Source organism: Paraburkholderia yinzeri, assembly GCF_046581065.1.
GTDB lineage: Bacteria > Pseudomonadota > Gammaproteobacteria > Burkholderiales > Burkholderiaceae > Paraburkholderia.
Genome location: NZ_JBFOCJ010000003.1, coordinates 789,647 through 814,751, shown reverse-complemented (window position 1 = coordinate 814,751; position 25,105 = coordinate 789,647). Strand labels below are relative to the sequence as shown.

The 25,105-nt window shown below is 62.5% G+C and carries 21 protein-coding genes; 13 read left to right on the top strand and 8 right to left on the bottom strand.

Features of this window, described 5'->3' with window-relative positions:
• The first annotated feature begins 18 nt into the window (after positions 1-18).
• From WJ542_RS30505 to WJ542_RS30485, 5 genes are all read left to right on the top strand, one after another.
• Positions 19-1,146, top strand: a complete 1,128-nt coding sequence (locus WJ542_RS30505) for a fimbrial protein (protein ID WP_411193261.1) — start codon at positions 19-21, stop codon at positions 1,144-1,146.
• A 106-nt stretch (positions 1,147-1,252) separates the two neighbouring features.
• Positions 1,253-1,801 carry a fimbrial protein gene (locus WJ542_RS30500; protein ID WP_411193260.1) on the top strand — a complete coding sequence of 183 codons (549 nt, stop codon included), beginning with the start codon at positions 1,253-1,255 and terminating at the stop codon, positions 1,799-1,801.
• A 134-nt stretch (positions 1,802-1,935) separates the two neighbouring features.
• On the top strand, positions 1,936-2,916 hold the full coding sequence (locus tag WJ542_RS30495) for a fimbrial protein (protein WP_411193259.1): 981 nt from the start codon (positions 1,936-1,938) through the stop codon (positions 2,914-2,916).
• 31 nt (positions 2,917-2,947) lie between these two features.
• The gene (locus tag WJ542_RS30490) at positions 2,948-3,523 is read left to right on the top strand and encodes a porin (protein ID WP_411193258.1); all 576 of its coding nucleotides are present in this window, start codon (positions 2,948-2,950) and stop codon (positions 3,521-3,523) included.
• A 322-nt stretch (positions 3,524-3,845) separates the two neighbouring features.
• Positions 3,846-4,388, top strand: coding sequence for a hypothetical protein (locus WJ542_RS30485; protein WP_411193257.1), 543 nt, complete (start codon positions 3,846-3,848; stop codon positions 4,386-4,388).
• A gap of 30 nt (positions 4,389-4,418) precedes the next feature.
• On the opposite strand, the gene WJ542_RS30480 is transcribed toward WJ542_RS30485, so the two are convergent.
• The 7 genes from WJ542_RS30480 to WJ542_RS30450 form a co-directional block, all read right to left on the bottom strand.
• Positions 4,419-4,928 (bottom strand): DUF1697 domain-containing protein, encoded by a 510-nt coding sequence (locus WJ542_RS30480; RefSeq protein ID WP_411193256.1) that lies wholly within the window; start codon positions 4,926-4,928, stop codon positions 4,419-4,421.
• A gap of 60 nt (positions 4,929-4,988) precedes the next feature.
• Positions 4,989-6,530 (bottom strand): methyl-accepting chemotaxis protein, encoded by a 1,542-nt coding sequence (locus WJ542_RS30475; protein ID WP_411193255.1) that lies wholly within the window; start codon positions 6,528-6,530, stop codon positions 4,989-4,991.
• 321 nt (positions 6,531-6,851) lie between these two features.
• Entirely contained in the window at positions 6,852-8,111 is a 1,260-nt protein-coding gene (locus tag WJ542_RS30470) for a hypothetical protein (protein ID WP_411193254.1), read from the bottom strand.
• A 288-nt stretch (positions 8,112-8,399) separates the two neighbouring features.
• Entirely contained in the window at positions 8,400-9,353 is a 954-nt protein-coding gene (locus WJ542_RS30465; RefSeq protein WP_411193253.1) for a hypothetical protein, read from the bottom strand.
• 146 nt (positions 9,354-9,499) lie between these two features.
• Positions 9,500-10,927, bottom strand: coding sequence for a TolC family protein (locus WJ542_RS30460; protein ID WP_411193252.1), 1,428 nt, complete (start codon positions 10,925-10,927; stop codon positions 9,500-9,502).
• Entirely contained in the window at positions 10,917-12,338 is a 1,422-nt protein-coding gene (locus tag WJ542_RS30455; RefSeq protein WP_411193251.1) for an HlyD family type I secretion periplasmic adaptor subunit, read from the bottom strand. The genes WJ542_RS30460 and WJ542_RS30455 overlap by 11 nt, the downstream gene beginning before the upstream one ends.
• 2 nt (positions 12,339-12,340) lie before the next feature.
• Entirely contained in the window at positions 12,341-14,473 is a 2,133-nt protein-coding gene (locus WJ542_RS30450; protein ID WP_411193250.1) for a type I secretion system permease/ATPase, read from the bottom strand.
• Positions 14,474-14,853: 380 nt separating this feature from the next.
• Here WJ542_RS30450 and WJ542_RS30445 point away from each other — a divergent pair, with 380 nt between their 5' ends.
• From WJ542_RS30445 to WJ542_RS30430, 4 genes are all read left to right on the top strand, one after another.
• Complete coding sequence (locus WJ542_RS30445; protein ID WP_411193249.1) at positions 14,854-15,297, top strand: (2Fe-2S)-binding protein; 444 nt, start codon at positions 14,854-14,856, stop codon at positions 15,295-15,297.
• On the top strand, positions 15,278-17,506 hold the full coding sequence (locus WJ542_RS30440; RefSeq protein ID WP_411193248.1) for a xanthine dehydrogenase family protein molybdopterin-binding subunit: 2,229 nt from the start codon (positions 15,278-15,280) through the stop codon (positions 17,504-17,506). Before WJ542_RS30445 ends, WJ542_RS30440 begins: the two co-directional genes overlap by 20 nt.
• Before the next feature lie 100 nt (positions 17,507-17,606).
• The gene (locus WJ542_RS30435) at positions 17,607-18,584 is read left to right on the top strand and encodes an AraC family transcriptional regulator (protein ID WP_411193247.1); all 978 of its coding nucleotides are present in this window, start codon (positions 17,607-17,609) and stop codon (positions 18,582-18,584) included.
• A gap of 108 nt (positions 18,585-18,692) precedes the next feature.
• The gene (locus WJ542_RS30430) at positions 18,693-19,265 is read left to right on the top strand and encodes a hypothetical protein (RefSeq protein WP_411193570.1); all 573 of its coding nucleotides are present in this window, start codon (positions 18,693-18,695) and stop codon (positions 19,263-19,265) included.
• A 22-nt stretch (positions 19,266-19,287) separates the two neighbouring features.
• Here WJ542_RS30430 and WJ542_RS30425 read toward each other — a convergent pair whose 3' ends face one another.
• Positions 19,288-19,605: a hypothetical protein gene (locus WJ542_RS30425; protein ID WP_411193246.1), complete on the bottom strand. Its 318-nt coding sequence runs from the start codon at positions 19,603-19,605 to the stop codon at positions 19,288-19,290.
• A 695-nt stretch (positions 19,606-20,300) separates the two neighbouring features.
• Here WJ542_RS30425 and WJ542_RS30420 point away from each other — a divergent pair.
• The 4 genes from WJ542_RS30420 (at position 20,301) to WJ542_RS30405 (ending at position 25,103) form a co-directional block, all read left to right on the top strand.
• Positions 20,301-21,035, top strand: coding sequence for a transposase (locus WJ542_RS30420; protein WP_411193245.1), 735 nt, complete (start codon positions 20,301-20,303; stop codon positions 21,033-21,035).
• Positions 21,036-21,248: 213 nt separating this feature from the next.
• Positions 21,249-21,614, top strand: a complete 366-nt coding sequence (locus WJ542_RS30415; protein WP_411193244.1) for a hypothetical protein — start codon at positions 21,249-21,251, stop codon at positions 21,612-21,614.
• 604 nt (positions 21,615-22,218) lie between these two features.
• A complete protein-coding gene (gene aldA / locus WJ542_RS30410) occupies positions 22,219-23,640 on the top strand; it encodes an aldehyde dehydrogenase (protein WP_411193243.1) in 1,422 nt (473 codons plus the stop codon).
• Positions 23,641-23,777: 137 nt separating this feature from the next.
• Complete coding sequence (locus tag WJ542_RS30405) at positions 23,778-25,103, top strand: MFS transporter (protein WP_411193242.1); 1,326 nt, start codon at positions 23,778-23,780, stop codon at positions 25,101-25,103.
• Positions 25,104-25,105 lie beyond the last annotated feature (2 nt).

Genomic DNA, 25,105 nt, shown 5'->3' with positions numbered 1-25,105 from the left:
AACTTCAAGGCAAGAAAAATGAATTACTTTAGCAATTCAAATCGAAAGTGGTGGGTGTTTGGTGCGCTTCGAAGCATGGCTCTGGCGCTGCTAGTGTGCGTTCCGGTGCTTCATGCGCGCGTCGCGATGGCGGCGGACGCATTGAACTGCAGTACCCCCGTCACAATTAACATTCCCATCTCCGGCTCCATCACAGTTGGGCGAGATGTGCCCGTGGGCACGCAACTCACACAATGGTTTACAGCGCAGGCATGGCCCTACTCAACCTGTCTGGGTACTTTCACTCAGTATATTGGCGTGGGCATAGGATCAGCCGTTGCACCAACGGGGCAGCAGGTGAGCATTGGCGGACTCTCCCTTCCTGTATTTCCGACTAACGTAGCTGGTGTGGGTTACGTCGTTGAGTCGATGTCACGATTCGACTATGTGGTTGGCGGCTGGGACACCGGCTGGAGCAGTTACTCTGCCGTTCCGAGCTCGACGACCATTTATATTGTAGGTAATGACTGGTCGCTCAACCCTCTTTATTACAACGCCGGCTTGGGTGTACAAATAGCCTTTGTAAAAACGGGGCCAATTTCGCCTGGCCAAGTGACGACTTTTCAGGTGGGGACTGGTACTGCTGGCGCAGCTATCGGAACTGGCACGTACAAAACGTTCAGTGGCAGCCCTCTGGCACCTGTCAACGCTACGGGGGCGATAAGTTTCACTCAAGCAAGCTGTACGACGCCTGACGTTACGATTCCACTCGGAACACATTTGACCAGTGAGTTGAAAGGGGCGGGGACTTTCACCAGCGCAGCCAGTTTCAATATCAATATCAATAATTGTCCAGCCGGACTGGGTACTGTGCTCCAACCGGCCATTCAATACCGGATTGATCCTACTACAGCGGTGCTAAATAGCGCGCAATCAGTCGTGGCGTTGGACAGTACTTCGTCGGCTACCGGTGTTGGTATTCAATTGCTGCAAAGTGACGGCTCGACCCCTTACGCTTTAAGCAATAATCAGACATACAGTGGCTACAACACGAGTACCGGTGGTAGCTATACCATTTCGCTCCAGGCTCGTTATTACCAGACTGGTTCCACGGTGGCAGCAGGTCCGGCCAATACGTCAATGACGCTCACCATGACCTACTACTGATTTATCAGTATTCATGACGTGGAAGTCGAGAACGGAAAACTCGGGCAGCCAGGTAAATTCTCCGGGGTTGATTTCCAGGCGTTTCCATTCCTGTTGGAGGATCAATATGTCTAAACTTAAAGCGATTAATGCGAGCGTGGGAAAGCTATTATTTTCTTTTGCTATCCTTATGTCGGTGATGACTGGATCGGCATTCGCTGCGGACGCAACCTTAACGTTCACAGGAACGTTCCTGACGCCGTCTTGCACTATCGATAGTGCAAGTCAGAATCAAACCGTGCCTCTGGGTAGTGCACCGATTTCCAACTTCGCCTCGGTCGGTAGTACCAGCAATCCCACTGCCTTCAATCTGAACCTCACCGATTGCGCACCGGGCACGAATGTCACAATGACGGTGGCGGGTACGATGGATACGGTTCAGAGTGTGTTGCAGAGCACCGGTACGGCTACCGGCATGGGAGTGCAGATTCTGCTTGCGGGTAGCGTCGGCGCGACAACCGGTACGCCAGTTACGTTAAACAACGCGGTCAACCTTGGCGTGGTGGGATCGACGAATGCGATGACGGTTCCGTTTGTCGTCCAGTTTTACAGGCTTAGTACGCTGACAGCAGGTACGGTGGCGGCAACGGCTACGGTGAACTTTACATATAACTGAACGCTTTGAATGATTCGTCACTCAAGTTGCGCTTAGCCTTGTACCAGGGAAGCACTAATTTATCTGTCTCGGAGGGCATCACAGATGTAGCCGAAGGCGTTTTGATGGGAAGTACACGAATGGAAAGCACGCGAATGTTCGCAAAAAAAAGCAGAAAGATCGGGATACAGAGGTTTGTGGCACTGTTGCTGCTCTTTCTCATTTTCGGCCCGAAACCGGCGAATGCCACCTGTACGTTTAATTCTGGAAGTGCCAGCCGGTCTATTAATATTATTGTGCCACTGACGCTGTCCGTGCCTCGCGACACGCCGAACGGCACGGTGATCTACACGTCTGCCAGCACTACTCCGTCAGGAGTGGTCCTCATTACCTGTGCTGGCGGCGAATCCCGAGGTGTTTTGAATCAAATCGGCTCGAACCCTTCATCGGGTACCCAGTTACCCGTTGGTACGAACACCGGTCTTGCGTGGGAGTACATCCTCAACAGCACCACCAGCGCCGCCCGGGCTGCGTACCCTAACGACGCGGCGGCCCCAGATGCAATCATTAACTATGGCAGCTACGACGTTCAGTTCGCCCTCGTGAAGACAGGAGATATTCCGCCAGGGACTACCGTGCCGGGGGGCACAGTGGGTCAGTACGAAGCGGGCGGCATTATTCCCGAGTACGTCGTGCTCAGTAATCCCATCGCCATCACGGAGGTGTCTTGCATGACCCCCGATGTCACCGTGCCGCTGGGTACCCACAAGACAAGCGAATTGTCTGGTGTGGGCACGAGTACAGCGAGTGTCGGTTTTATGATCAATCTCAATAGCTGCCCTTCAGGTATCAATACCGTTTCGTATCGCATCGACCCGGTGACCGCGGTTGTCAACAGCAGTCAGTCCGTCGTGGCATTGGACGGCAGTTCGACAGCGTCGGGCATGGGCGTGCAGTTGCTCAACAGTGACGGTTCGGCACCGCTCCCGTTGAGCAGTTACCAGAAACTGAGTAACTATTTGACCACGGGCGGTAACTATACGATTCCGCTTACTGCGCGCTACTACCAGACTGATTCAACAGTCAGTCCGGGTACTGCTAACTCGTCGATGACGCTCACCATGCAATATCAGTAATCCTCCTGAGAACTGCCTGGTTTACGTTATCGTGAACGACAACATCGGCGCCCAATATTCCATCGCCAATTCAGTCAAGTTCGAAAGCACCAACTATCTGGGTTTCCATTTCGGTGCCCTTCATGGTCTTGGCAACGATCCGGGCGCCTTCCCGAACGGACGCGTGTGGAGCATCGGCGCCGGCTACAAGATCGGCCCGTTTACCATTGCCGCTGCGTATGACCAGATGGACAGCGACCCGGGTGCGGCCGCGCTTTCGTCGCCCGCCGTTACGGTGCCCTACGGCGCAAGCCTGCAACACACCTATGGCTTGACGCCAGCGCTCGCCCTGGTAGGCAACTATACGTATAGGTGGGCCAACACGTCCGGCTCGGTTACGGAATCGAGCAGCCCGAAGTGGAATTCGGTCACGCTCGGCGTGGACTATTCGCTCAGCAAGCGTACGGATGTCTACTTCGCCGGTGTGTATCAGCACGCATCGGGCGACGTGTACGACAACGGGCAGGGTGATGTGGTGGGCAATGCAACGTCTATCGCAGGTCTGCTGCCAGCGTCATCCACGCCCAATCAGGTGGGCGTGACGGCGGGCATGTGCCATCGTTTCTAAACCGGCATGAAATTGGCGAGGCGTCGGGCCTCGCGTCGCCAACTCATTGCTGAGGCAATCAAACGTTTACCTGCGCACCGCCTGGTGCGCGAATGAATTCGTCTGCCATGCAAAACGAACGGCTCCGGTGCGAGACGACTTGGTGCCTTTGCCGGTTTCGACTATAAAGAAAAGGATCCCTTAATATTGCTGCGGTGTTTGCCTGCCTCCATGACTTCAGGCTGGCGGGCGGGTTAGCCGTTTCACGGGCCGAAGCGAGACCCGGCGCGCTGATCCGTATCCTGTGAAGTGTGATGTTTTGAATCCTTGCAGGATGAAAATCATGCTCACGAAAGGCCATCGCGAACCACGCTGGGCTACCAGCGTGATCTGTCTCGCCCTGAGCGGCAACGCCCTTGCGGAGGGCGTTGCCGACGGCGCGTCCGCTGGCGTGCTGCTTGCCTCGATTGCGCCGCTGCCCATGGAGGTCGTTTCGCCCATACCGGAGCCGGGCCAGTACGTCTTCCGCTACGCTTTGCAATATTCGTCTTACCAGGAGGCCACGGCCGGGCTCAGTCCTTCCGACTTTTATGCCGCTTCGCCCGAAACGTTTGGGCGTGCTGCCGTGCCGTCGTCTTCCGGTTCCTCGCATCTGCAACAGCAACCGCAAGCAACATCCGTGGAGAGTGGGTTCGGCACGGTGGCCTCGTCGGCTTCGCTGCTGAGCCTGCTTCAGTTGTCGGATGAAGGCACGGGCTCAGCCGCACATACCACGCGCCGGCTTGCGATGATGGTCAACGACTGGCGCGTTTCCGCCAGTGCGCACCTTTCCGTCACGCACGGCCACGATACGGGAGCCGCCGTTTCGCTCCAGCACAAGTTTTGAGGGGTTGACGCGCGGCGGGTTATCTTCGCCTCATTGCGCTGCCCATTCGGCTAGCGTGGCGATGGTATTCATGTTGCGTGCTGTGCCCGCCTTTGCTGCCGGAATCCGGAGCTTCGAGCGTGCCATGCCGTCCGGGTAATGGACGTAGATCTCGCGTTTGCCGAGCGCGATTGCTTCGGTGCCGAGGCCGCTTATGTGCGCCAGCGTGTCGGCGGGCGGCGGCGCGTCGAGAAAGATCGCAACTGTTCGGTTGAGTGCCGCCGTGGTGAACGGATTGGCGCGCAGCACCGCGGCCAGTTCGCCGCCCGTGCGAACGAGCACGCCGACCGGTTTGCCGGCGTACCCGTCGAGGCGGCGTTCGAGCGCGGACTTGGCCTTCGCTTCGGAAAGCGCACTGGCAAAGACGAGGTTGCCGCTTGCGATATAAGTGCGTACGTTCGCAAAGCCGATGGCTTCCGCCATCGCGCGGAGTTCCGCCATGGGGAGTTTGCCGGTGCCGCCCACATTCACGGCGCGCAGGAAAGCGACGTAGGTTTGCATTCGGCAATTTTATGACGTTTTGCCAGCGCGCACCGCTGGTGGTGTACGCCGGCCGTGTGCTCAGGCGACCTTGAAGCCCCCCGTCAATTCGCGCAGCGTGTGGGCCTGATCGGCAAGGGAGGCCGCCGCTGCCGCGCATTGTTCCACGAGCGCGGCGTTCTGCTGCGTCACCTCGTCCATCTGCGTGATCGCGAGACCAACCTGCTGGATGCCTTCGCTTTGTTCGCGCGACGCCTGTGCGATCTCGCCCACGATGCTCGTCACGCGCGTTACCGCCGTCTCCACCTGTTGCATCGTCCCGCCTGCGCTCTCGACCAGACTCGCGCCGCGCTCGACACGCGACGTGGATTCGGCGATCAGCGCGCCGATTTCGCGCGCCGCCGTTGCCGAGCGTTGCGCGAGGCTGCGCACTTCGCCCGCCACGACGGCGAAGCCGCGGCCTTCGTCGCCGGCGCGCGCCGCTTCGACGGCCGCATTGAGCGCGAGGATGTTGGTTTGGAAGGCGATGCTCTCGATCGTGCCGATGATGCCCGTCATCTGTGCGGAGCCCGTATGGATCGCGCGCATGGTCTCGATCACGCCGCTCATGGCGTTGCGGCCATTCGCCGCGAGATTCGATGCGTCGCGCGCAAGACCGCTCGCCTGCTCGGCGTTGACCGCGTTCAGTTGGACCGTGGCCGTGAGCTGTTCCATGGCCGAAGCGGTTTCGCCCAGTGAGGCAGCCTGCTCCTCGGTGCGCTGCGAGAGATCCTGATTGCCCGCTGCGATCTCCTGCGTGGCAGAGGCGATGGCCTGGGAGCCGGTGCGCACCGAGGCCACCGTGCCCAGCAGGCGCTCCTGCATCGCGCCGAGCGCGTGCAGCAGCGTGCCCATCTCGTCGTTCGCGCGCACGGTCACGCGGGTGCTGAGGTCACCCGCGGCGATGGCGTCGAACTGGTGCAGCGCGCTCGTGAGCGGCGTCATGATCGCGCGGCGCAGGGCGCGCCAGCTCAGGAACGCCACGCCCAGCGCGAGCACGATGCTCGCCGTGCAGGTGGCGAGCATGGCGTGAAAGAGGCTCGTGGAATGGGCTTCCGTTTGCGTCGCTTGTTCGTCCAGATAGCGCTCCAGCGCGCTCTGGCTCGCGTTCATTGCCGTGTAGAGCGCGATCAGATGCTGCGCGCGGCTCTCGTCCATCCACCCCGTGTTGCCGCTGCGGATCGCTGCGATCAGGCGGTCGACGCCGTCGTGGCGCACGGCGTTGCGCTTCGCGTCCAGGTCGTCGGTGAGGGCGGCGAGCTCCAGCGTCTTCGGCAGCGCGCGGAAATCGGCCCAGTGACGGTCGGATTCCGCGAGCAGGCCGTTGGCCCGGTCCAACTGCATGCCTAGCTGTGGCGACTGCGGATTGGCGATTGCCCAGTCCAGTCCGAAGCGGGCGCGCGACATGGCCGTGCCCGACTTGCCGAGGGCGACCACCGACGCGTAGTGAGTCTCATAGGCCTCGTGCTGGGCTCGGTCGCTTTCGGCCATGCCGACGATGCCGATCACGCCGGTCGCGATCAGCAGCAGGGCGAGGAACGCGATCGTGGCGGCGATGCGCGCGTTGAGCGTGAGGTTTTTCATTGTGGGAGGGGGCGGGTTGCCAGGTCTCGCTTACGTTTCTTTGATGGAACAAAGATCCAATCATGGAATATATAACGGCAGAAAGCGGGCGTTATTTAGCCCCGATCCTGGCTATGGCAGGCATTCCAGGGAAAACGAGGGGTTGGATGGCGATAAGCGCGGTGCCGAGCCAGATAGCCTTCCGCGGAAGCTCCGGCCTGTCCTCTTGCTGTAATGACAGGCCGGCTTGGCGGATCGGGCGAAGAAGACGAGACTCAATCTTCCTCTGCTGATCGTTGACGGTGGGAAACGCGTACCGTCAGACGGTACGCTCGCCTTCGCTTACTGATGCGCCGACGCGAACAGGGACGGCTGAGTTGCCGTTTGCGTCATCGTCGGCGACGAGACGCTGGCGGCTCCGCTTGAGTAGGTGGCCATGGCGGCAACCAGTTGCGCGGTCTGCGTGTCGGAAACCGAGGCGCCCAGGCTGCTGCCCACACCCGAATTCTGCAGTGTGGCGCTCGATCCGTTGAAGTTGAAGACCGTGCCCGACGTAACGTCGCTGATCGTGGCGATGTTTCCGTTGCCAAGCTGCAGGGTCAACACCCCGTTGACGAACTGTTCCGCGCCCGCTCCAGCCATGCTGCTGTTCAGCACGATCTCTCCGGATTCGACCGTTAGCGAGGCAGATCCGATCTGCACTGCCTGGCCATACCGCGCGGACAAATCGTAGTTCATGTTGATCGAATTGCCCGAGCCAGTCAGGGCGAACGAGTTACCGGAGGTTGCGTCAATCGTGTCGTTGACGGCGTTGATGGTATAGCCGGCGCCGTCGAGGCTAATGTAGTCTGCACTCGAATCCGCAACGATGGTGCCGTTTGTGCCGTATGCGTATACGGTACTTCCCTCAGCTACGGCTATGTAGGAGCTGTCACCGTGATCATAAACAGTGTTGCCAATGCTGCTGTTCCAATAATTGGATTCTCCCCACAGTTCCCCTTGCGTATCACTACTGGCGTTAACCGAGTTTTCGTTGCCACTGACGTCGAGCGATGTGTTGTTATTCAGGACGATGACATTGGAATCTCCTTGCAGGCTCAACAAGTCTGTTTTCGAGGCGTCCTGGTCGGTGCCGACGTTGAAGACCCCATTGTTCATGTATTCGACGGAGTTTCCGGACCCTTGCAGCGCGAGCGACACGGGGCCTGATTGGGCGTTCATAACGTGGTCTTCAATAATTTCGTTATTGTTACCCGAGACCGTTGCCGTTGTCGTTCCCACACCGGAGAATCCGACGATATCGATGAGATCGTTGTCCGCGTTGACGCGGGTACCGGTGCTGCCTTGCAGGAAAATCGAATCGTCGCCCCGGGTTGCGTACACGATATCATTCGCACCGGTCAGCCACACGTCGCTATTATTTGCACCAACGGTAATCGTATCGCCGTCGGCATAATCGCTAAGCTGGACGCCAGTCCCGGCAAATACCGTGTTTCCACTACCAGAAACAAGAAGTGAAGAACCGCTTGCGCCTGTATCAATAATGGTGTCCCCTGTTCCCGTGACCTCGCATCCCTGAGCGCCGTTCTCGACAATAACCATGTCGGAAGAGCCGTTCAGGTAGAGTCATGCGCCGCTTTGTATATCAAACGTGGCATTGTCCGTCGTGTACGAAGCATCGGACGTAACTTCAATGATGTTACTCATGAGATTTCCTCGATTTAATTGAACATGCGTTTTTATCGACTCGATTCCCGACGGCGTTGCTGGATTCAGGTCCAGCGGCGGCGAGGTCCGATCGCTCGACCCACATGGACATGCAGGTCGAGGTGATATGGGCCAACTACTAGGGCGTGGTTGGCCTTGCTACGGTTGCCTAATTGCGGTTGCCTAATGATGCGAAGCGGCAAGCAGAGGTGCCGAAGCCGCCGAATCTTGCGTCGTGAGCGTCGACGAAACACCAGCGGGAGCAGCGGCGTAGGAGGCCATCGACTGGACGAGCTGTTGTGCCTGCGGATTGGCTGATGCACCAACGCCTGCGCTTTGCAGCCCGGGGTTTTGCAATACCGACCAGGTAGCGTTACCCGATGCGTCGATAGATTCAACCGACGTTCCCGCTTGAAGGTTGCCGACGCCAAGAATATTCCCGTTGCCGAGATTTATATATGCGCTGCTGTAGGACAGTATGTTGGAATTCAGGCTGGCGCCGCCGAGAAGCACAATTGTGTTTCCGTTCTCGATAAATGAACCGGAACTTGTCGCGACGGAAACTGACTCGATTGGGCAGTTATTTTGATCGACGCTTTGGCCGATGTTGATCGAGTTGTTTGAACCATTCACACTGAGTTGTACCGAGTAGCTGGACTGTACGTCAGTGCTGGCACTGATCGAGTTACCGTTCCCATTGATGGTCATCACATGCGTCGTAGCGCAAAGATCGATTACGTCATTGTTGCCGCTTACCGTATTTGCATCGAAAGCGGTAATCTGGGTACCCCCTTGTGTAGCATTAATGGTGGAATTCGAGCCAGCGGCATAGACCCAGCTGTTTGCGCCAACAGTGATAGTGTCGCTAGCGGCGTTGTCAGTAACGTGGCTGTTAGCGCCGAGAGATACGGAGTTGTTCGCACCGTACATCACGGCGCTAGCACCGTTGATGCTCGACCCGTTGAGCGCATTGCCTGTTCCCTCGATATTCACATAGCTGCCGCTGCTTTCAAGCAACACCGTATTCGACGACCCGAATATCTCCAGAAAGCCGCTAGTCGCAGCGTCGTCAAACATCGCATCGTCCGTGGTGTATGTGGTATTGGGTTGCGTAACTTCATAGAACGAAATGCTCATAAATACTCCCATTTGAGTTGAGCATGATTAATCGATCCGGATTTCCGGATCGGACTGATGGAAGCTGCGCCATGGCAGCGCAGCTTCCGCAACTGCAATTTCTAAACTGTTTCTGTTGTGAGTCGGGCGCTGGAACTATCGCGTCGCTACAAATCCTCCCGCCCCAGCGTCCCCAATTTCGCTGCCAGGTTCACCCGCGCGTTATCCCAGTCCGCCAGCGCCTGAACGCGCCGCTGCCTTGCATTGGCCAGCGCCGCCTGCGTGTTCATCAATTCGAGGATGTTCCCCACGCCCGCGTCATAGCGATGCTTCGCCGCATCCCACGAACGCTGCGCAATCGCCAGCAGGTTTGCGCTGTTCTCCGCGTTTTTCGTCGCGCCCGTGAGCGTCTGGTAACTGCTCCACACATCCAGCGCGACCTGCCGCTTCGCGTCGTCCACCGCGTCCTGCTGCCGCTCGGCCTGGGCTCTCGCCTGATCAACCTGGTAGTGCCGACCGAATCCCTCGAAGAGCGGAATGCTCAACTGCACGCCGATATAGGCGTCGTGACCCGTCGCCGGATACGTCGGCATCCCGAGCCCCAGGCTCTGCGGCTGGTTGTTGCGGCTGTACTTCGCCACGAGGCTGAGGGAGGGCAGGCCCTGCGCGCGCGTCTGCGAGACTTTCGCCAGCGCCGCTTCGTACTGCGCCTGCGCGGCCCGCACCGTCGGATGCGTGTCCTGCACGTCGCGGATCATCTGCGTGACCGGTTCGCTGAAGGTCTTGCCCGTGTCCGCGTTTTCGGTCACCGGCGGCACGTCCAGCGGAATATCGGGCATGAGGCCCATGTCGGCGGCGAGCGTGCCCAGCGCCGTCTGTGCGTCGCTTTGCGCCTTCGTCAGGCTGAATACCGCCTGCTCGTGCTGCGTCTGTGCCTGCAGGGCGTCGGTGATGGGGGCCACGCCCTTGTCGGTCCGCGCCTGGGCGGCAATCATGCTCTGGCGTGTCATGTCCTCGACGTCGCTGGCCGCCACAAGCTCGCCGATTGCCGCCTGAGCCGCGTAGTAGTCCTTGGCAGCTGTCGCAAAAAAATTCTGCAGGGTGGCGTCCTGTGTCGCCCGCGCCGCGTCGAGCAGTGCGTTCGCGTTGCGCAACGCCGCCTCGCGCCCTCCGAAGTCGTACAGCAGCCAGTTCAGGCTTACGCTCTCCGCATGCACGGTCGATTCGATATCCGAGCCCAGCAGCGGGTGGTTGTCGACATCGATCACCGAGTGGTCGCGCATCCCCTGAAGGTTGGCCGATATCTGCGGCAGGTAGGCCGCGCGCGCCGCTCCGACGCCGGCCGCCTGGGCTTTCACGGCCGCCCAGGCTTCCCGCGTCTTCGGGTTGTTGCACAGCGTGCGTTCGACTGCCTCCGAGAGTCGCAGCGGACGGCCCGGCGCCGTGTCGAACCCGCATGCCGGGTCCATGGCGCCCGCCGCGGTCGCGGAGATGTTCTGTTCCGCGCGCAGCACGTCGAAGGCGTGCGCGATACCGCTCAAGACGGCCAGGCCGGCCAGCAGCGCGAGCCGTGCTGTTCTTCTCCTAGCGCTCACGCATCCCCTCCTGGGCGGTCTGCAGCAGCGGATCGAGAAAGTACCCGACCACGCTGCGCTTGCCCGTGCGGATGTCCGCCGTCACCGCCATGCCGGGCGTGAGCGTGATCCAGCGGTTGTCCACGCGGATGCGGTTCGTTTCCAGCCGGATACGCACCGGAAACGTCAGCCCGAGCTTTTTGTCCTGCACCGCGTCGTTCGAAACTTCGGTGATGGTGCCGTTCAGATAGCCGTAGCGCGTGTACGGAAACGCCTCGACTTTCACTGCCGCGCGCTGGCCCACCTGCACGAATCCCACGTCCTTGTTCTGAAGCTTCGCTTCCACCTCCAGTGCGTCGTCCGGCACGATCTCCATGAGCGATTGCGCCGTGGTCACCACGCCGCCCAGCGTATGCACCGAAAGTTGCTGCACGGTGCCCGCCACCGGCGCGGTGAGGCTCATGAGCGACTGGCGTGTCTGCGCCTTGGTTTCGTCGTCACGGCTTTGCGTGAGCTGCTGCGTAGCCTTCTCCAGATCGTCGAGCTGGTCGTGCCGGAACTTCGAGGCGGTCGCCTCGACCTGTGCGCGCTGCTCCGCAATCCCCGCCGCCAGTTCGTTCGCATGGCTGCGTTGTGCTGTGAGCTCGTTTTCCTTGTCCAGGGCGCTTTGCTCCTTGTCGAGATAGTCGTTGCGCGCGACGTATTTGTCCGCGACGAGCGCCCGGTACGCATCGGCCTGCTGGCGCGCGAGCGGGGCGGTTGCCACGAGCTTGGCGATCTCCGCGCGCGTGCTGTCGAGCTCCGCCTGGCGTTTTGCCAGTTCCGCCTGTTCGCTCTCGTACTGGTCGCGGTATTCGAGCCACGCGCCTTCGGCCTGGCGCTGCGCATCCTGCATGCGGGCCTCGGGCGCATCGTCGACGTTCGCCACCACGGGCGGCTTGCCGTCGCGCTGGGCCGCGAGCAGGGCGTTCGCGCGTGCCGCAGCCAGGGCGGCATCGAGCCGCGAGGCGTGAGCCTTGTCGGCATCGGCGGCGGCCTGCGTCGTGTCCAGTTTCATGAGCAACTGGCCGGCTGCGACCCGTTCGCCGTCGCGCACACCGATCTCTCGCACCACGCCGGTGATCGCCGGCTGGATCGTCTTGACCCGCGCGTCCGGAATGAACTCGCCGCTGGCCGTCACTACAATGTCCAGCCGCCCGAACACCCCGATCAGCAGCACGCTTACGGTGAGCGCCGCCAGCGCGCGCATCGTCCAGCGCGGCGCGGGATGCACGGGCGTCTCGACCAGTTCGAGTTCGGCGGGCAGGAAGGCGAGCTGGTCGGCATCGCGCGCGGACCTTTCCAGTTCCCTGCGTACATCCCACACGGCGCGCCACACCGCGGCGTAGCGCCTCACGAGATCGGCGAACGCCCGAAGTTTCATCGGTTTCATGCTCAGGCGTCCTGCAGGGAGACGAGGTGGGCGTAGTAGCCGCCGTGACGCAACAGCGCGTCGTGATCGCCCTGCTCGACGATCCGGCCGTGGTCCATGGCGATGATGCGGTCCGCGTGGCGCACGGCGGAGAGGCGGTGCGCGATGATGATGACCGTGCGCCCCGCGCAGATCGCTTTCATGTTGTCGCGGATGATGCGTTCGGTCTCGAAGTCGAGCGCGCTGGTGGCCTCGTCGAAGATGAGGATGCGCGGACTCGTGAGCAGCGCCCGCGCAATGGCGAGGCGCTGGCGCTGGCCGCCCGAGAGGTTGCTGCCGTGTTCGCCCACCACGGTGTCGTAGCCTTCGGGCAAGGCGCAGATGAAGTCATGGGCACCCGCGAGCTTCGCGGCGTGAATCACGGCTTCGAGCGGCACGCCCGGATCGGAAAGCGCAATGTTCTCGCGCACGGAGCGGTTGAAGAGCAGGTTCTCCTGCAGCACGACACCCACCTGCCGGCGCAGCCACGCGGGATCGGCCAGCGCGAGATCCTGGCCGTCGATGCGCACCATGCCCTGTTCGGGCACATAAAGCCGCTGCAGCAGCTTGGTGAGCGTGCTCTTGCCCGACCCGGAGCGGCCCACGATGCCGATCACCTGGCCCGCCCGGATATCGAACGAGACGCCGTCGATCACGGGCGCCGCATCCGGACGATAGCGGAAGCGGATGTTGTCGAACGAGACGTCACCGCGAATGGGTGGCAGGGCCTGGCGCGTCTGCGGAATCTCGGTGCGCGTGTTCAGGATGTCGCCCAGGCGCAGCATGGAGATGCCGATCTGCTGGAAGTCCTGCCAGAGTTGTGCGAGACGCAGCACCGGCGCGCTCACGCGCTGGGACATCATGTTGAAGGCGACGAGTTCACCCACGGAAAGCCGCCCGTCGATCACGAGCCGCGCGCCGATGAAGAGCGTGCCGAGCGTCACGAGCTTGCCGACGAGCTGGATCAGCTGCTGGCCGACGTTGCCGAGCTGGTTCACGCGGAATCCCGCGCTCACATAGGCGGCAAGCTGCGACTCCCAGCGCCGGATGAACTGCGGCTCGACGGCCATGGCCTTCACCGTCTCGACGCCCGAGACCGACTCCACGAGGAACGACTGGTTGTCGGCCCCGCGCGCGAACTTCTCGTTCAGCCGCGAACGGAACGCGGGCACGAGCAGCGCGGAAACGAGCCCATACACGGGCAGCGAGGCGACGACGAGCAGCGTGAGCCACACGCTGTAAACGCACATCACGCCGATGAAGACGAACGAGAACGCCAGGTCGATGACGGCCGTGAGCGCCTGTCCGGTGAGGAAGTTGCGGATGTTTTCCAGCTCGCGCACCCGGGCGACCGTATCGCCCACGCGGCGCGCGCCAAAGTAGGCGAGCGGCAGGGCCACCAGATGCCGGAACAGCCTGGCACCGAGTTCAACGTCGATACGGTTCGTGGTATGGGCGAACACGTAGTTGCGCAGGCCCGTGAGCAGCACCTCGAACACGGAAGCCACCAGCAGCGTCATGCACACGACGTTCAGCGTGCTGTAGGTGCGGTTCACGAGCACCTTGTCCATCACGACCTGAAACATGAGCGGCGAGACGAGGCCGAAGAGCTGCAGCACCAATGACACGCCCAGCACTTCCAGCAACAGTTTGCGGTAGCGGACGATGGCGGGGATGAACCAGGAGAAGTCGAAGCGGGCGAGTTCGCCCGCGAGCGACGCCCGTGACGCGAACAGCAGCATCTGGCCGGTACTGCGCGCGGCAATCTCTTCGAGCGGTTTGATCGTGGGTGCCGGCGCGCCCGGCTCCAGGATCAGCCCGGTCTTGCCGTCGGTCTTCGCGAGGATGAAATGACGGCCGTCGCGGTCGAGCACCAGGGCCGGTAACGGTGTGCTGCCGAGCGTCGCGGGCCGCAACGCGACGATGCGCGCCTTCAGGCCCAGGCTGCGGGCCGAGAGCACCAGATCCTTGCCGGTGAAGCGGCCGGTGCCCACTGCGGCCGCGTGTTTGAGCTGGGCCGCGTCGGCGGCAATGTTGTGGAAGCGGGCGATGGTCACGAGCGCGGCGAGCCCCGGATCCTCGACATATTTTACTTCGTTATCCTGATTTTTGGTCATCGAGAAACAGGCAACAGAGATAGCGATAGGGCCATCGCAGCATCACATACGGAACCATTCGCAATCGTGTTCCGCAAGTGTTAAGCGATCACCGAACAGCGCAGAGCTTAATCGATCCCTGATTTGAGAAATAGCTTGTTTGGGCAAGACGGATCCTGGAATTGCAAGACTTTCATTTAATGTTGGCCCCGTCAAAAACGTATGCAAAACGAAAGCTTTGTGCGGCGCTAGCCGCCTTCTTTTCGCCGGTTTGCTGGACGATCGGCAACCGAATCGGGCGGCGATGTCATTGCAGCCCGGATCGTCCGCGCGAAGAATTTCGTCTATTGCGTTCGTCGTGCAAGACCACCTCGGGCGCCAACATTTTGCGGAGACCAGGTATGCAATTCACACTGAACGGCGCGCCCTTCACGTTCGAAGGCGATCCCGACACGCCCCTTCTGTGGGTGATTCGCGACGCGGCCGGCCTCACCGGCACCAAATACGGTTGCGGCATTGGCGCGTGCGGCGCGTGTACCGTGCACCTGGAAGGCGAGGCGACGCGTTCGTGCGTGCTGCCGGTTTCCGCCGTCGCGAGGCACGCCATCACGACGATCGAAGGGCTCTCGCCCGACGTCACGCATCCCGTCCAGCAGGCCTGGATCCGCAAGGACGTGCCGCAATGCGGCTATTGCCAGTCGGGCATGGTGATGGCCGTGGCCGCGTTGCTCAGGCAGCATCCGCATCCCACCGACGCACAGATCGACCAGGGCGTGACGAATCTGTGCCGCTGCGCGACCTATCACCGTATTCGCGAGGCGGTTCATGTCGCAGCCAATTCCTGAGCGGGCAATGGCCGCGGCCGCGCCCCGCGGGAGCCGGCGCGACTTCCTCAAGACTGGCTTCGTGGCGGCGGGCAGTCTCGTGCTGCCGCTCGCGTGGAGCACGCACGCGCATGCCGCGGACGGCGCCTCTGCCGCAGATACGCCGCGAGGCTCGGGCTTCCACGAAATCAACGACTGGGTACGTGTGGACCCGGACGGCCGCACGATCATCGGTCTTTCGCAGTGCGAAGTGGGGCAGGGCGTGTACACCGGTCTGCCCCAGGTGCTCGCGGACGAAATGGACGCCGACTGGCGTCTCGTGAGCGTGGAGTTCGTGACGGGCCGCAACGCCTATCGCATCTCGGCGGCGAACGAGATGCCGCAGCAGTTCGTGGGGGCGTCGATGTCCGTGACGATGTTCTATACGTGGCTACGCACAGCCGGCGCACAGGCGCGCGAGGCGTTTCTCACGGCCGGTGCGCAGCGGCTCGGCGTGCGACCGACGCAATGCGCGACGAAGAGCGGCCGCGTGATTCATCGGCAGACGGGCCGGTCCGTGGCCTACGGCGAGCTGCTGGCCGACGTCGCGAAGCTGCCGCTCGATTCGCAGCCGCGCCTGAAGCCGGAATCGGCGCACACGCTGATCGGCCAGCCGCTGCACAAGCTCGACGTGCCGGCGAAAGTGAGCGGCCGCGCGCAGTTCGGCATCGACGTGAATGTGCCCGGCATGCTGCATGGCGCGTTGAAGATGGCGCCCACGCTGAACGGCAAGCCCGTGGCCGTGCGCAATCGCGATGCGGTGCGTGCGATGCCCGGCGTGGTCGAGGTGGTGCAGGCAAAGGACGCCGTGATCGTGGTGGCCGCTTCGTACTGGCAGGCGAAGAAGGGTTGCGACGCGCTTGACGTCCAATGGGACGCCGCCGGCGTGACCCCGTTCGACAGCGCCACGATCCTCGCGCAGCGCAAGGCGGCGCTGATTGCGGAGCAGGCCGTGGTGGCCACGCGTATAGGCGATGCGCCCGCGCGCCTGGAGGGGGCGCCGGCGATGGTCGAGGCCGACTATCACACGCCGTACATCGTTCACGCGACGCTGGAGCCGGTCAACGCGACCGTACACGTGCGCGAGCACGATATCGAGGTCTGGGGGCCGGTCCAGGGGCAGGACAAGGTGCGCTGGACGCTCTCCGCCCTCTTCAAGGTGCCCTCGGACAAGGTGATCGTGAACACCACCTTCCTCGGCGGCAGCTTCGGCCGCAAGTACGTGCCCGACTTCGTGATCCATGCAGCGGTGGCCTCGAAGGCCGTGGGGCGTCCCGTCAAGGTGATCCGTTCGCGCGAGGACGACATTCGCCACGGCTTCTATCGCCCCGGTGTTTCTGCCCGCATGCGCGCGGCGCTCGGCGCCGACGGTTATCCGGAAGCCATGCACCTACGCGTGGTGGGGCAGTCGCTCTACTGGTCCATCAAGCGCGACTACTTCGAAAAGGCCGGCGGCTGGGACGAGACCATGCTCGACGGCCTCTACGACCTCGGCTACCGCGTGCCGAACCTGCTCGTCGATTCGGTCAATGTCACGCAGCCGATTCCCGTCAGCTTCATGCGCAGCGTGGGCAGCACCTCCAGCGTGTTTTTCCTCGAGAGCTTCGTCAACGAACTGGCGCGCGCGGCGAACATCGATCCGTTGCAGTACCGGCGCACGATGCTGCGCGACGATCCGCTCGCCCTGCGCGTGCTCGACCAGACCGCGGCGAAGGCGAACTGGTCCGGCAAGCCCGTCGCGGGCGTGCATCGCGGCATCGCGTACTGCCTCTACACGGGGCGCGGTGGCGGGTTCACCACCTACGTCGCGACCATCGCCGAGCTGCGCATGGTGGCGGGCGAGGCGAAGCTCGAGCGCGTGGTCTGCGGCATCGACTGCGGGCGCGCGATCAACCCGATGCTGATTGAAGAGATGGTGGAGGGCGGCATCGGCTTTGCGCTCACCAACACGTTCCGGAGCGAGATCACGTTCAAGGACGGCGCGGTGGAGCAGCAGAATTTCACCGACTATCCGCTGCTCGGGCTTTCGCAGATGCCGAAGATCGAGGTCGTGATCGTCGGGAGCGACCGCGATCCGCAGGGCTGCGGCGAGGTGGCGTTGCCGCCTGTCGCCCCCGCCGTGGCCGAGGCGCTTTATCAGGCGACCGGCGCGCGCCTGCGCACGATGCCGCTCGATCAGACGCTCGTTTGAGGCCCGGCGCGGTCTTTCACCCACCACGGCAATCGGATATCGTGACACTCGCGATAGCGGGTATCCAGCAGCGCTGCTGGCATTGGGAAGGGAGTCAGAGATGTCGATAGACCTGTTGAGCGATGCCCTCGCGGACTTGCGTGCCGATGCTGTGGTGACAGGCCATTTCTCGCTCACGGCGCCATGGGCGTTCTTGAAGCCGGCCATGAACGGTGTGGTGTTTCGCACGGGCTTTGGCAGCCCGTTCTACATCGTGCTGGAGGGTATGGCGCCGGTGCGCGTGGAGGCGGGCGATTTCGTGCTGCTGCCGCACGGGCATGAGCATGTGCTTGCGTCGGCGCCCGATGTCGAACCGGTGCCCTTCGATGACCTCATGGCGAACCAGGGCATCCACCCGAGCTACGACACGCCGCTGCACTTCACCGCTGGCGGCGGAGGCGCGGCGAGCGACCTGTACACGGGTATCGTGGTCTATCGCGAAGCCGTGCGCAGTCCGCTCTTCAGGGTGCTGCCGCCGCTCATCCACGTGCGGGCGAACGATCCGGCGGTGGGCCCCTGGCTCGCGAGCACGCTGATGGCGTTCATTCGCGAATCGATGGCGTGCCAGCCCGGCTGGGCCGTCGCGGCGGCGCGGCTTGCCGACGTGCTGCTCGTGCAGCTGCTGCGGGCGCATCTCGCCTCGGCGGCCAGCCACACGGGCTGGCTGCGCGGCCTCATGGATCCGCAGATCGGCAAGGCGATCGCGCTCTTGCACCGGCATCCCGAACGCGACTGGACCGTCGAAACGCTCGCGGCGGCAGCCGGCATGTCGCGCTCGCGCTTTTCCGCGCGTTTTGTCGAGCTCGTCGACGATACCCCGATCGGCCATCTAACCTCGTACCGCATGTATCTGGCGAGCGGTGCGCTGCGCGATACGCGGCGGCGCCTGATCGAAATTGCGGAAAGCGTGGGCTACGCCTCCGAAAAGGCCTTTATTCGCGCATTCCGGCGCTGGTCGGGCATGGCGCCCAAGCAGTACGCGCGCAACCTGCGCGATCCCTACGACATGGCGAAGAGCGAGTCCGGCCGCGTGGCGTGAGCGGCTCTGGCGACGGAGCAGGCGCCGGGCGGGCGGGGCGAGCGCAATCGTCACGGAAAAACGCGATAAACGGTATATACTGTTTGCTTTACAAGTTCAGTGAACAGCATGAACGAACCGACTCTGCGTAAGCCCACCAAGAAAGCTTTCTATTTCCCGACGTCTGCCGAAGCTCGCGACGAAAAGTCGGCGGTCAAGGCCACTAAAACAACCAAGGCGACCAAGGCCGCCAGGACCACGAAGGGCGCGAACGCCAAGGAGAAGCCCGTGCAAACCGTTAAGAAGACTGCTGCGGTGGCAACTGAAGCCGTAACTGACGCGGCGACCGCAGCCACAACCGACGCCGCACCCGAGGTGGCGGCGAAGGGCAAGGCCCGGCGCGCGAAGAAAGAAGACGTGAAGAAAGACGTCAAGAAGGAAAGCGCGAAGAAAGAGGGCGTCAAGAAAGAGAGCGTGAAGAAGGAAAAGGTCGTGCGCGACAGCTTCACGATGCCGAAGGCCGACTACGAAAAGATCGCGACGCTCAAGAAAAAATGCCTCGACGCCGGCATTACGGTGAAGAAGAGCGAACTGCTGCGCGCAGGTCTGATGCTGCTCGATTCGACCTCCGAAAAGCGCTTGCTTGCCGCCGTCGCTGCCGTCGAAACCGTGAAGACCGGGCGGCCTGCCAAGTCGGCCTGATTTGGGCCATGCTGCGTGGCTTTCAGGTCACGCTCGCCTGCAGTACCGCGCCAACCCAGGCGCCGAACGCAATCCCGGCTACGCGGGCGCCCATGAGGGCGCCGTGCGGCTCGCGGTGTGCCCAGACGTAGTGCCGGCCACGCTCGCGCCAGAGCTGGCAGAGCGGCCCGATCAGAAGCGCTGTCCCGGCAATCGCCACCGGTATCCCGACTGCCAGCAGATCGCCGGCCGGATGACCGGAAGGGATGTCAAGATACCGGAAGCAGACCACCACGGTGGCCGTGGTAAATGTCGCCACGAGAATCTCTGCGAGCAGCCGCTCGATCCGGTTCATTCCCATGGTCAATGTCCGCCTCTCGACAATCCGTCCTTGGTTTCCCGCTGCCGGTAGTGCGCATCTCGATCCGTTTCGAGAATCATGGCTGACCGACTCCATAACGAATTACCTGCCCCGGCGGCCGTGGCGGGCGTGCTGCCATGGAAAGCGTTGCGAGGCGCTGCAATTGCTCGTCGTAACCGTGCAGCGCCGCAAATCGCCTTGCGATAACGGGGCAATCAGGCGGGGCCGGCCTCCACCAGACGTGATGCCGTCCTTCGGCTGTACGCCGCAGCAGGCCCTGCGCGACACATACGTTTAGCAAATGCTGAACGGTTGCCGTTCCCGCATTGAGCCGGCACATGATTTCTGCCCGCGTGCACCGTTCCCCCTCGGTTATGCAGGCGAGCAGGCGCGCTACGGAGAGGATGTTTGCGGTGTCCATGATGTTCCATCATAGTCGTCGCGAATCATCCGTGATCGTTTGCAGTAGCGTAGCCGAGAGCGCACGCGCGCCATTCACGCAGATCTGTCAGAAATACCTGACAGATCTGGCCGCTAGCGGAAATGATTTGGTATCTGAAATAATTTAATTCGCATAACAAAGATTAATCCTTGACATTGCTCACCCTCAAAACGAAAACTCGTGTCATCGTTGGCAGGGTGATCGGAAGATCGCCGCGCTTCCCCTACTACAAGAACATTCCCGGCGAAAATTCATGGCCCGACTGCCCCGCCTCTACATTCCCGGTGAGCCCCAACATGTCCTCCTGCAGACGATCGCTGGACAGACCGCCTTCTGCGACGACGACGACCGGCAACTCTATCTCGATCTGCTGGCGCGCGCGGCAGATCGACGTCGGTTGGCGATTCATGCGTGGGTGTTACTCCCCCGGGCTGTCCGGCTGGTCGTTACACCGTCGGACACCGGCAGTCTGCCACTCACATTACAGGACGTTAACCGCGGCTATGTCGCCGGTTTCAACCGGCGTTGCCAGCGCCACGGCACCCTCTGGGAAGGGCGCTATCGCGCCACGGTGATCGAACCGGAACGGTACCTGATCGACGCCTGCCGCGATGTGGAATTCGCTCCGGTTCTGGAGGGGCTTGTAGGCCAACCCGGAGACTACCGGTGGTCCAGTTACGCTCATCACGTCGGTCTGTGTACCGACCGGCTGATGGTTGACCACGTGCTTTACCGGGTGCTGGGCAATACCTCCTTCGAGCGTCAACACGCCTGGCGGCGGCGATCTGAAGCGCCGCTCAGCGCGCAGACAACGGAGGAACTGATGGAGGCTACCCGTAAGGGTTGGGTGCTGGGCAGCCGCGACTACCTGGATCGCGTGGGCCATAGGGCCAACCGGAGAGTCGAGCGCCTGCCTCGCGGCCGGCCGCCGAAATCGCGCCGCATCATTGTTCACGTATCGGCATCGGCCCCGCGATCCACTGAATGACAACTTGCGCTTTAAATTGAAGCGTTCCCTTCTTTAACCCATGAGAGGCGAGTGAGACGCTTGCCAGGAAAAGTCCTCATCGTAACGGGCGCCAATGAAGGCACAGGCAGCGCGCGAACCGATAAGGATCGTTAAATAAACTTCACGGTAGCGATGTTGCTGCTGAATCCCCGCGGCCTACCATGGTTGACATGCACGTCGCGCTCTCGGGCGATGCGTGCGACCAACTTGAACAAACGGGAGATTGCGATGAAGCTTGCTATCGTACCTGGTGTGATTGCGGCCCTTGTGGGCCTGAGTTCAGCGTGGTCCGTCGCGGCGAATGCGGCGCCTTTGACTCGGCACGAGTGCACGTCGTATCCGTTCGTCCAGTCGGGCGACGTGAACCATCGCCGGCTGGAACGCGAATTGCGCGAACTGGAATCCGTCGGCTATGTGCCGGAGCCGAATGACGTGACGTATCCTCAGGACATCCAGGGAGCGGAGGCCCGCTTGCACGCCAAATACGAGCGTGACTGCGTGCGCACCGGCATCGTCTCGCCCCATGCGGGAGCGGCGCCGAAAGCGGGTTCGATCTGAGGCCTGCAAATGCCGTTTGTGTCTTTCGCGCGTGCTGACACGCGTGTGTTCATCGCACCCCCGAGCAAGGCACGGGGGTGCGATGCCCGCCCGATCCGGAACGCCTTGCAAGCCGCTCAGCACCAGACGACGCGGTCATAGGCGACGGTGCGCCGGTAGACATTTTTGCCGCGCCAGCTCGAATACTCCATGTAGGCGCAGTCCAGTACAACGATCCAGTTGGTCACTCGCATTGCAATCCCCCATTATTTCTATCCGGGTCATGGCGCCCGGCTGTGGTCCGGTCTCGAAACCAGTCTATGGTGCGTGACCCTGACGCGATGTCCCGATGAGACGCGGATATCGCGGCCAGTTCCTGCGTTCGACGCGCACGCCTGGTCAAGCGTCGGGTCCGCACGCCGCCACGCTCCGGGGAAACCCGCGACCCCCTGCCTGTTGCGTAGCATCGGGCGTTCCAGCATGCGTTTTTCGCATGCTCGTCTCGACAAATAATCGTTTGTGGCCCTTTTCTCGTCGTCCGATACTGCCGTAACTCTTGCGGCGGCAGCGCTGGAGGCCCTTTGGACGGCCTTGCGGCGCGGACGCGACGAACCGGCACCCCACGATGAGATCAGACCACAACTTCATAGACGGACAGTTCGTTCCCGCACACGACGAACGCATTGCCGTGCACAATCCGGCGACGGGCGAACTCGTCGGCCACGTGAGCGCGGCGAGTGCTGCCGATGCCGCCCGCGCCGTGGAGGCCGCCGTGGCGGCGCAGCGCGCATGGCGCCGTTTGCCGGCCGCGGAGCGCGGCGCATTGCTGGCCCGTTTCGCGGACGCGATCGAAACGCGCGCGCCCGCGATCGGGGCGGTGCTGGCGCTGGAGTCCGGCAAGAGCGTGGCCGACGCCACGGCCGAGGCGCGCTACGCCGCCGAAATCCTGCGCTATCACGCGCAATGGGCCCGCCGTATCGAAGGCGAGGTGATCCCGAGCGACAGCGCCAATGAAAACCTGATCCTGATGCGCGAGCCGATTGGCGTCGCGGCCTGCTTGATCCCTTTCAATTTCCCGATTTACACGCTGCTGCGCAAGATCGCGCCTGCGCTCATCGCGGGCAACGCGGTCGTCGTGCGGCCGAGCAACAACACGCCGTGCTCGGCGTTCGAAGTCGCACGCGCCGCGCAGGACGCGGCGCTGCCGGCGGGCCTCGTCAACGTGCTCGCGATGGACCACGAGACGGCGGCAGCGCTCTGCACGCACCGCGGCGTGGGCATGATCACGCTCACCGGCAGCGTGGCGGCGGGCCGCAAGGTGCTCGACTACTGCAAGGAAAACATCGCGAAGCCTTCGCTGGAGCTGGGCGGCAAGACGCCGGCGATCATCGAGGCCGACGCCGACCTCGAAGCGGCCGCCACGGCGATCGTGCGCTCCAAGACCACGCACTGCGGTCAGCTCTGTACGGCGATCGAGCGCGTTTATGTGCAGCGCGGCGTGCACGACCGCTTCGTCGCGCTGCTGCGCGAGAAGATGGCAGCGGTGCACTTCGGCGACCGCGCGGTGGACGAAACGCGTATGGGCCCGCTCGTGAACGCGAACGCGCGTGCAACGGTGCACGCGATGGTGCAGCGCGCGCTGGCGGACGGCGCGGTCCTGGAGACGGGCGGCCACCTGCCCGAAGGCGCCGGCCACTTCTATCCGCCGACGCTCCTTACCCAGTGCCGCCAGGACATGGAGATCGTGCAGGAAGAGATTTTCGGCCCGGTGCTGCCGGTGCTGGCCTACGACACGTTGGAGGACGCACTGCGCATGGCGAACGATCACCAGTTCGGCCTTTCGTCGGTGCTCTATACGGAGCGTTATCGCACGGCGATGCGCGTGGCCAACGAGATCGAAGCAGGCGAGCTCTACGTGAACCGCACGCCGGCCGATCCGTACCAGGGCTTCCATGCTGGCTGGAAGCGCTCGGGTCTGGGCGGCGACGACGGCAAACACGGCATGCTCGAATTCACGCAGACGCGCCTTGTCGTGATGCCGTTCTAATCATTCGGGTTCCTGATGGTTCCCTGATCGATGGTTGCAGGGTGCCCGCTAGAAGCGGCGCCTGTTTTGAAGAAGAAAGCAAAATGCCGGCACGCAGGTGCCGGACAAGCAGTATGGAGACAATCTTGCAGAAGTCCATGGCAAAGCCCCAGGCCCTGGGCGCCGTTGCGCGCGCCGAAGCCTCCCCCGCCACCCCTGCCGCCGCGAGCGCGGCGCAACGCTACGGCCAGTTGCTCCTGCTGGTGCTGGCCGCCGGCGCGATCTACCCGATCGTATATCTGCGTCAGGTCTATCAGACCACGATGCTCGACGTCCTCCACATCGACAACGAGCAACTCGGCTACCTGTATTCGGTGCTCGGCATCGTATTCTTTCTCTGCTACCTGCCGAGCGGCTGGCTGGCCGACCGCGTCGCGCCGCGCCTTCTGATCTGCTTTTCGCTGATCGGCACCGGCGCGCTCGGCCTGTGGTATTCCACGGCGCCGGCCTTTCCTGTGCTGATGGTGATTTTCTGCTGTTGGGGCCTCACGACCGGCCTCACGTTCTGGGCTTCGGTGCTCAAGCGCGTGCGCATGATCGCGGGGGCGAACGAGCAGGGCCGCTTCTTCGGCCTGCTCGACGGCGGTCGCGGGCTCATCGAGGCGCTGCTCGCGACCATCGCGCTTGCGCTCTTCGCCGCGGCTACGAGCGGCGGACGCGGCGAGGCCGCCGGGCTGCGCCACGTCATCTATCTTTACTCGTTCACCTGCATTGCGCTTGGCGCGGTGATGAGCCTCTTCAAGGATCCGGTGGCGCAGGCCGCGGACGATGAAGCCGCGCAGAGCCAGATCGGTGCGCAGCGCAATTCGCTGTGGCGCGATCTCTCCACGCTCGCCTCGATTCCGCAACTGTGGCTCGTCGCAGCGGTAGTGTTCTGCGGCTACCAGATCTTCTGGGCGACCTACAGCTTTTCGGCCTACCTCCAGCAGGGCGAACTACACATGAGCGTCGTCGCGGCCGGCATGGTGACCACGCTGAAACTCTGGATGCGTCCGATCGGCGGCATCGGCGGCGGTTTGCTCGGCGACCGGCTCTCGAACCTGCGCGTGCTGATCGTCGCCCTGTTCCTCGCCGTGCTCGGGCTGATCGGCCTGATCCTGTTGCCGGCGCTGCGCAACGTCGCGCTGCTCGGCATCGTCGTGCTGTTCATCGGCATCATGACCTACGCGATCCGCGGTCTCTACTGGACGCTGCTCGACTACTGCGCGGTTCCCATGCGCATCACCGGCCTTGCCATCGGCATGGTTTCGCTGATCGGCTATTCGTCGGACATCTTTCTGCCGCTCGTGAACGGCTATATCACGCAGCACTACGCCGGCATGCTGGGCTATCAGATCTATTTCGCCTACGTGGCCGTGATCGGCGCGACAGGCGGCGTAGCAGCCCTCGTGCTCAAGCACATGACTCACTCGAAAACGGTTTGAAC

Coding starts and splice junctions, on each gene's coding strand:
- WJ542_RS30445 (WP_411193249.1), top strand. CDS start 14,854: ATGCAATTCACACTGAACGGCGCGCCCTTCACGTTCGAAGGCGATCCC.
- WJ542_RS30485 (WP_411193257.1), top strand. CDS start 3,846: ATGCTCACGAAAGGCCATCGCGAACCACGCTGGGCTACCAGCGTGATC.
- WJ542_RS30495 (WP_411193259.1), top strand. CDS start 1,936: ATGTTCGCAAAAAAAAGCAGAAAGATCGGGATACAGAGGTTTGTGGCA.
- WJ542_RS30465 (WP_411193253.1), bottom strand. CDS start 9,353: ATGAGCATTTCGTTCTATGAAGTTACGCAACCCAATACCACATACACC.
- WJ542_RS30435 (WP_411193247.1), top strand. CDS start 17,607: ATGTCGATAGACCTGTTGAGCGATGCCCTCGCGGACTTGCGTGCCGAT.
- WJ542_RS30455 (WP_411193251.1), bottom strand. CDS start 12,338: ATGAAACCGATGAAACTTCGGGCGTTCGCCGATCTCGTGAGGCGCTAC.
- WJ542_RS30440 (WP_411193248.1), top strand. CDS start 15,278: ATGTCGCAGCCAATTCCTGAGCGGGCAATGGCCGCGGCCGCGCCCCGC.
- WJ542_RS30430 (WP_411193570.1), top strand. CDS start 18,693: ATGAACGAACCGACTCTGCGTAAGCCCACCAAGAAAGCTTTCTATTTC.
- WJ542_RS30425 (WP_411193246.1), bottom strand. CDS start 19,605: ATGGGAATGAACCGGATCGAGCGGCTGCTCGCAGAGATTCTCGTGGCG.
- WJ542_RS30480 (WP_411193256.1), bottom strand. CDS start 4,928: ATGCAAACCTACGTCGCTTTCCTGCGCGCCGTGAATGTGGGCGGCACC.
- WJ542_RS30505 (WP_411193261.1), top strand. CDS start 19: ATGAATTACTTTAGCAATTCAAATCGAAAGTGGTGGGTGTTTGGTGCG.
- WJ542_RS30500 (WP_411193260.1), top strand. CDS start 1,253: ATGTCTAAACTTAAAGCGATTAATGCGAGCGTGGGAAAGCTATTATTT.
- WJ542_RS30405 (WP_411193242.1), top strand. CDS start 23,778: ATGGCAAAGCCCCAGGCCCTGGGCGCCGTTGCGCGCGCCGAAGCCTCC.
- WJ542_RS30470 (WP_411193254.1), bottom strand. CDS start 8,111: ATGGTTATTGTCGAGAACGGCGCTCAGGGATGCGAGGTCACGGGAACA.
- WJ542_RS30450 (WP_411193250.1), bottom strand. CDS start 14,473: ATGACCAAAAATCAGGATAACGAAGTAAAATATGTCGAGGATCCGGGG.
- WJ542_RS30475 (WP_411193255.1), bottom strand. CDS start 6,530: ATGAAAAACCTCACGCTCAACGCGCGCATCGCCGCCACGATCGCGTTC.
- WJ542_RS30420 (WP_411193245.1), top strand. CDS start 20,301: ATGGCCCGACTGCCCCGCCTCTACATTCCCGGTGAGCCCCAACATGTC.
- aldA (WP_411193243.1), top strand. CDS start 22,219: ATGAGATCAGACCACAACTTCATAGACGGACAGTTCGTTCCCGCACAC.
- WJ542_RS30415 (WP_411193244.1), top strand. CDS start 21,249: ATGCGTGCGACCAACTTGAACAAACGGGAGATTGCGATGAAGCTTGCT.